Here is a 7,497-nt window from a genome sequence, read left to right as displayed (position 1 = left end):
GATAGGTATCTTTGTATAAAAAAGTTTAAATAGTACCATCATGATTGGAAAATGACACAAATAGATACTATATGAAATTTCCCCTAAGTATACAAATACACTCTTATTTAAAAATGCTTTTACTTTTAGGTTACTCATGGCCATGATAATAAATATACTAACACCAATTACGACACCCCAATCTTTTAATAAGAAAGTAGTGTCATTACGGGAAAAACCATAAATTAAAATGGAATATAAATATAGAATTATCCCTAATGTAATAAGAAATCCTTTTTTAAATTTTTTCATATTTTGATATAAATAAATAAGTTTTTCTTGATACTTAAAAAGTAACATTCCAACCATAAACATAGATGTGAAATGCAGTGTATCGGCATAACCATTATAAAATCCTTCTGCTTTCCCAATATGCAACATATTAAGGAAAACACTAATTAAAGAAAAGCTCAAAGCAATTAGTATCGTTTTCTTCCAACTCAGTTTATAAAAAAGAAGGAATAACAAAGGAAACACAATAGATATACGCATTTCTTGAGCCAATGACCAAATAACTGGATTATAATTTTCCGTAAAAAAGTTATTAAGAAGCACAAAGTGGTTTATAATATCTAATTTTGTTATAGACCCTTGCCACCTATCATAGAACCAATCCCGTAGTCCTGCCACTTCATACGGTGAAAACAAAATAAATAAAGCAAAGGTAATGATTATCCAAAAATAATAAGGGATATAGATTCTTACAAATCGCTTAATTAAATATCCCCAATAATTTGTTTTTGAATGATAAAGTGCCATAGATAAAACAAAACCACTTAGTACATAAAAAACGATTACAGCTTCTCCACCCGCCCATAAAAACCTAAGCGGGGAAAATTTAATAGAGTTAGGCAACGATGGTAGCATTAAACAAAAATGTCCAAATACCACTGTAAGTGCCGCTAACCCTCGTATGGAATCTAATTCTTTTATTCTCTTACTCATAAAATATTCTCCTTGTAAATTGTAAATTTTGCTGTTAATAAAGGCCACTATACTAGTGTAGTGGGAGAATTGTACATATTCTTTCTTTAAATCCCTAATATAAGCAGTACAAGGTCAATCTATGTATCTGTTTAAAGGAACTTTCGAATTTAGGCATAAGTTATATAGTAATAGAAAGAAAAAAGAAATTTCATTCTATAAAATCGTATTGTCGTTTAGAAAACATTTTAAAACTTTTTTCTAAACCCTCGTTATAGTCTGTCTGTTTATCCGTCCATTGAACGCCCTTATTTCCAGGCCACCCTGAGGTATTCGCAACATGTTTTAATAGCTCTGCTCCTTTTAAATTCTGCTGTAAACCACGGTTGTATGCATTTGTCATATTAGATATTGCAATTCGAGTATTCGTTTCTACATTTTTCAAATCTTCGTTTGTTAAATCTTTAGGTGCTAGTCCACCCCGGTGGAGCTGAAACAGTCCAAATGATGTGCCCTGATCTCCAACTGCATTTTGATCAAACTTACTTTCATGGAATGCAATAGATAAAGGAATCCATGGTGGCATACCGTGCTCTATTGATATTTGTTGAATTGTGTCTCTTACTTTAGCTCGGTTCGTATGATGGTCATATGCGTATTTTGTAAGATATAGCCCTACTGTGAAAACCAAAATAAATACTCCGATTTTTATTAATATCCCTCTCATCGACGTCACCTCACTTGTCAGTATCAAAGAGTATCTCTAGTAATCATATCTTTTGGGTATATTAACTAGTAATCGTGTATCAGATGATTATTCTTGGTTTCATTAATTACCGATTTTCAAGTGAAATTATTAGGGGGCCCTCTATATGGTATATCCCATTAAAATCGTACTTTTTTCTCGAATACTTTGTTTTCTATTCGATTGAAATTAAAGAATAACTATATACAAGGGATAAACGCTATAAAAAGATACTTAAACTTCTTTAAAAAATTCATTTTTTGGCCTCCATTTCTTTATATAATTAATTTAAAACAAAATATTTAATAGAAAGAAAAGATTTTATTAAATTTTTATAAAATTTAATAACAGAAATAAGTACCAGATATCAATTTTCATTTTCACTTGGTGGAATAATGAATGTTCTTTCATCATGTAACTTTATTAAACTAACCTTGCATCAGAACCCTTTGAATCGAAATATCCATAAAAAACGCCATCCTTTCTGTATATTTATACAAAAAGAATAGCGTTTTTTGTTTATATAGATACAAATTTAGTTTAGCTTGGTAGCAATACGAAAAGTTCCGAAGAACCAAATTTGAGAATTAATACAATCTTCCATTCCAAGCTATCCACATAAGAATCTATAATACTTTGAAACTTTTTGTTTCAGATTACTATTTAGTTTTATCCTATAAAGTTAGCTTTTTACTATATCAATCGCACTATCCCACATACCGCTAAAGAAAGATCCGATTTCGCGCATAAAACGTGTAAACCAATTTGCTTGTTCTACATCAGAGTTTGTTACAAGGTCTACTTGTAATGATTTACCTGATAAAAATCCAGGATCTGTACTATCTTTAGGCGAAATAATCATTTTACTAATTGTTACATCCTTTTTAATAGGCGCTTCTTGTTCTTTATTCGGTACTTTAAATTCTTTTTTATAAACGTCATTGTTGCCCTTTGGCATTGGAAGTGAAACAGCTTGCTTCGTTTGAACAACTACATCTTTGTCTTTTGCATTTGCTACTCGCACTGTTTCATGCCCTTTTACCACTGCATCTTTCCCATAAACTTTCTTCACTTCAAAATTCGCAAATCCATAATCATATAATTTCTTCGTCTCATCAAAACGTGCTGTATGAGAGTTTGCTTTTATCACTACAGAAATTAGGCGCATACCGTTTCTTTCTACTGTACCAGTGAAGCAATCACCAGCTTCTGGAGTAGTTCCTGTTTTCAACCCATCTACACCTTCGTATTGCTTAATTAAACCTTGTAACATCATGTTAAAATTCACCATATCAATTGGATACTTGCCACCCTTTTGGAATGTTTTTTTTGGGATTTTTGCTGTATCTAACATTTTGGGGAAATCTTGAACGAGACGTTGTGCTAAAATCGCACAATCTCTTGCGGACATTTTATTTTTCTCGTCTGGGGTTGTCCCTTCTGGATGATGTCCCTTTAAATCATAGTTTGTTAAGCCTGTAGAGTTTACAAATTTATAATTTTTCATTCCAAACTCTTTTGACTTATCATTCATCATTTTCACGAAATCGGCTTCTTTTCCAGCAATTTCTTCAACTAAAGCAATTGTTGCACCGTTTGCAGAGTAAATTGCCATTGCCTCATATAACTCTTTAACTGTATAAGAGCCACCATTTTCTAATGGAACGTTTGATAATGAGCGATCTTGCGAAATCTTATATGCATATTCAGAAATTTTAATTTTTTGATCCCATTTAAGTTTTCCTTTATCCACCGCTTCATGAACTAAGTATTCACTCATCATTTTTGTCATACTAGCAATTGCTAATGATTCATCCGCATTTTTTTGATATAAAATTTTTCCGGAATTTGCTTCTACTAAAATTGCTGATCCTGCTTCTACGTCTATAGCAGGAACTGTTTCCGCTGTTGCTCTTCCAGATGTAACAATTATGCTACAAAATAGTGTAAGCACTGTTACTATTACAATGAATTTTTTGTAAAACATACCTTTCAATTCTCTTACCTCCAATATCTTTGTACTCAAAAAAACGATATTCTAGCATAATCCCTATAAAAATAGACAGTTTTATCAAAGGCTATTTACAAATAAGACTTTAGGATCGCTTTCATATAGACCATCTCATCACACCCTTTTAGGCGCACTGACACTTAGTATTCCCACACACATCCCTATTTCTAATACCCTTGTATTTTTCAAAATGATCCGTACTTTCATATTTTTTAGGATTACATTTAATAGACAATCTAAGTAATACATTTGTTCCACAATTATAAAAAAATAAAACCAGTGTGCCCCGATTGAATATCGAAACACACTGGTAACAGTTTTTTGTAATAAAAAAACTACATCCTATATTTAATGTAGTTTTTCTAGCTGATTTATTTATTTTTCACTTCATTTTTATAAAAAGCAAATAATGGTTCAATGGCTGGACTAGATAAAAGAGGAATTGCCTTCTCAATCAATTCTCTATCCCAATCAAACCAACGCATTTCCATTAGCATATTAATTTCTATATTAGTGAACCGTTTCTTTATTTCTTTAGCAGGATTACCACCTACTATTGTATACGGCGGAACATCTTTACATACGACAGATCCAGCTGCAATAATTGCACCTTCGCCAATAGTAACGCCAGGCATTATAATAGCATTCATACCAATCCAGGCATCGCTTTTAATGACTGTATCACCCTTCGGTTCATATGATTGTTCTATTTGCTCAACGAATGGATAAACTGTAATCCATTCAGGGTGATGATTATGATTCCCACCCATTAAAATGACAACTCCACTTGCAATACAAACATAATTTCCAATAATGAGTTTATCAAGTTGCCAACCCATCTGTTCAATTGGATTGAAAAGCACTCGAGACTTAGCATCGCCCCACAAATATCTTACACAGCCATCTTCAAAATTTTGATGACCATAATAACCAGAATAATAGGAGTACTCTCCTACTTCAATGAGTGGATTTGTTACTATATCTTTTAAATACTTTGTTTCTGACCAATGATTATATAATGGATGCTTCATAACTATATTCCTCGCTTCTAAGTATGGTAGATTTTTGCAATTTACTTAGAAGCTTAATACGACAGCGACATTTTTAAATTTTTTCAAACGACGAATCATTATCTTCAAGCCTTTCTTTTATACTAAAAAAAGCATAACGCAATAAATTACACAAGTCAAATTGTGTAATTTCGAACACAACTTAAACTGCGTAATACTGCAATAAGAACATTAAAACAATCTAACTTTTATACTAACAATATAGTAATTACATTTAGTTAATATTTTGCAAAAAAATTTTAATTGCCATGACAAAGCAAACAATAACCACTATTGGTCGTATTAATGACGTCCCTTTTGTAAGCACCATCTTCGCCCCAATATATGACCCTATGATTTGACCAAGCATCATAATCACCCCAATTGTCCAATCAATTTGGCCAAAAATAATAAAATACAACAAAGCAGCGAAATTACTTGTAAAATTCAAGATCTTAGCATTTGCAGTTGCTCTTGTAGTACTATATCCACATAAAAGAATGAACGCTAAAGCAATTAAGCTACCTGTTCCTGGGCCGAAGAAACCATCATAAAATCCAAGGAATGGAGCCACTGTTAACGCAAACAACAACATACTTATTTTTCTCGGTCGATCTTCGTTTGCTATATTTGGAGATAATAGAAAATAAAGACCAATAATAATAAGTAAGAAAGGTAATATCATGATTAGATATTCAGCTCGTATCTGTAAAATAAGCCATCCACCCAAAATAGATCCAAAAAAGGTCATTAAGATGGACAAACGCATTTCTTTGAGATTAATTTCTTTCTTCTTAATAAAAATCACAGTTGCCATGAGGGTTCCGCTACTCCCTTGTAGTTTATTAGTTGCTATTGCTACAGAAGGAGACATACCTACTAATAACATTACTGGGATAGTTATCATACCACCGCCCCCAGCAATTGTATCTATCCATCCTGCTAAAATAGCTACTAAAAATAATAATATGAGTAATTCAATAGTAAAATCCATATAAAGGGAATGGGAAGGTTTGAGCTATTATAGCCCAAACCTTCCCATTCTCCCTCCTCTCTCTAAACTAGTTTATGATATCTGTAAAGTAACTCTCTTTCTGGTCGCGTAATCGGCTGGAAACGTATTGCCTGCAAACAATTCTACGTCCATACTTATTATCACCAATCGGAATTTTGTATTCTTCCTCCGATAACCTTTCTCTACCATGAGTTACATTCGTTTGCTTACCATAGTATGAATTTGGCATAATCAATAAATCTTCAGATGTAAGCGGAACTTTATAAGTAGGCATTGTTCGTAACAGTTCCAAAAACATGTCAAATTTCAATTTTTCTTCTTCACTTCCCCCCACATAAATCAATCTATTTTCTGCTCCATTCAAACAAGTTGCAATAATATCACCATTATCATCCAAAAATATGATTTGGTTTATTTCCCCTACAAATCCCGATATTTCACCATCCGCCATTCCTGCGATATGAGCAATAGGCATTTTACTTATCGCCAATATATCATCTTTACTGAAGTGATTTTCTTCAAGATGCTTTTGAAGTAATTTTGGCGTTCCAATATGAGTATTGGTTTTTAAATTTAACACTCCTTTTAATAAAAGAGCATCAACCCTAGTAAATTTGCCGCAAGTAATTTCCGAAACTATTAGTTCGACGGATTTATTAAGTCTATTCGATACAATCTCTAAATTCGTATTGAACGATTTCAATCTTGCTTCAATATGCAATTGATTTTTCATATCTGTATATACTGTGGCATCGTTATGTTGATAAAAGTTTCCGCCACCAGTGCTTGCACCGACATTTCGCAAAACTTCATCATTGTTTAAAGGAGAAATGAGATGAAATCTATTTTTCCCTGCATGTTCGGACGGATGAATCAAAGCATCATAATTAAAAAGTGTGGCAAAAAGCCATGTGACCCATTCAGCATAAAAATATTTTTTCATTCTATCGTGTTCGTTTTCACCATAATTAAAGCCTTTGCGATTTTCCCCAGGTAATAGGGTTTCCATAGGATCACACGGAATATTTTTAATAAGTATAGGCGGTACGTTCCCACCACAATTCGCTTCTTTTATCATATGAAGTAGTTTTTTTACATCTGAATTCGGAGTTTTCTTTGAATAGTCAATCAAACAAATGAGCCACTCTTTTGAAAAGCTTGCAGCTATTTCTTGATCACAAGTATAAGGATTATGAGTGTTTAATTCATTGTCTATTAGATTCTTGATTTTATCCTTCAATACATTAGGAATAGTAATTTCTTCAATTTCCGTAATCTGCAGTATTCCTTTATTCATTATAAAACCTCCGTTATTTTATTTTTCTACACCCTATCTCCTGTTAAATGAACTACTTCTTTTTTACTTTTCGTCAGAACTATTAGAGCCACCAATTTACAGATACTAAACGTGAATGATACGAGATTTCCTCTTAGTTACATTTCTCCAACGAATTCCCCTTGAATTGGCATATTTAATTTGAAAATCTAATTCATTTTCATACTTTACTTTCAAACTATGTTTATATGATTTTCAATTCAAGTAAGAGTATTTCATTTTCTAAAGTTTTCCTAATTTTAAAATCAGAATTTTCAATACAACTATGTTAACATTAAAAATATAACACGAAACAAAAAAATGTAAATAAATAGTTTTTTTATAAAAAATAGTCAGACTATTTATAAGGTAATCCGTATTCCATTGAACCAACTACGG

6 protein-coding genes are annotated in these 7,497 nt (G+C 32.1%); all 6 read right to left on the bottom strand.

The window, feature by feature from the left end; translation table 11 throughout:
* Window positions 1–984, bottom strand: a 984-nt coding sequence (locus ACFWDE_RS29260) for an acyltransferase family protein (RefSeq protein WP_377896237.1), incomplete at its 3' end; no start/stop codon positions are given.
* A gap of 190 nt (window positions 985–1,174) precedes the next feature.
* Window positions 1,175–1,690: a transglycosylase SLT domain-containing protein gene (locus tag ACFWDE_RS29255; RefSeq protein ID WP_002161771.1), complete on the bottom strand. Its 516-nt coding sequence runs from the start codon at window positions 1,688–1,690 to the stop codon at window positions 1,175–1,177.
* A gap of 700 nt (window positions 1,691–2,390) precedes the next feature.
* Entirely contained in the window at window positions 2,391–3,704 is a 1,314-nt protein-coding gene (locus ACFWDE_RS29250; RefSeq protein ID WP_377896236.1) for a D-alanyl-D-alanine carboxypeptidase family protein, read from the bottom strand.
* A 386-nt stretch (window positions 3,705–4,090) separates the two neighbouring features.
* The gene (locus tag ACFWDE_RS29245; protein WP_264540824.1) at window positions 4,091–4,750 is read right to left on the bottom strand and encodes a CatB-related O-acetyltransferase; all 660 of its coding nucleotides are present in this window, start codon (window positions 4,748–4,750) and stop codon (window positions 4,091–4,093) included.
* Window positions 4,751–5,003: 253 nt separating this feature from the next.
* The gene (locus ACFWDE_RS29240; RefSeq protein ID WP_377896235.1) at window positions 5,004–5,762 is read right to left on the bottom strand and encodes a TSUP family transporter; all 759 of its coding nucleotides are present in this window, start codon (window positions 5,760–5,762) and stop codon (window positions 5,004–5,006) included.
* A gap of 67 nt (window positions 5,763–5,829) precedes the next feature.
* Complete coding sequence (locus ACFWDE_RS29235; RefSeq protein ID WP_377896234.1) at window positions 5,830–7,080, bottom strand: hypothetical protein; 1,251 nt, start codon at window positions 7,078–7,080, stop codon at window positions 5,830–5,832.
* Window positions 7,081–7,497: the final 417 nt, after the last annotated feature.

The organism is Bacillus sp. NPDC060175 (assembly GCF_042728695.1).
Taxonomy (GTDB): Bacteria; Bacillota; Bacilli; order Bacillales; family Bacillaceae_G; genus Bacillus_A.
The sequence above is the reverse complement of the archived record's forward strand: the minus strand, read 5'-3'. Positions and strand labels throughout refer to the sequence as shown.

Coding starts and splice junctions, on each gene's coding strand:
- ACFWDE_RS29240 (WP_377896235.1), bottom strand. CDS start 5,762: ATGGATTTTACTATTGAATTACTCATATTATTATTTTTAGTAGCTATT.
- ACFWDE_RS29235 (WP_377896234.1), bottom strand. CDS start 7,080: ATGAATAAAGGAATACTGCAGATTACGGAAATTGAAGAAATTACTATT.
- ACFWDE_RS29245 (WP_264540824.1), bottom strand. CDS start 4,750: ATGAAGCATCCATTATATAATCATTGGTCAGAAACAAAGTATTTAAAA.
- ACFWDE_RS29255 (WP_002161771.1), bottom strand. CDS start 1,690: ATGAGAGGGATATTAATAAAAATCGGAGTATTTATTTTGGTTTTCACA.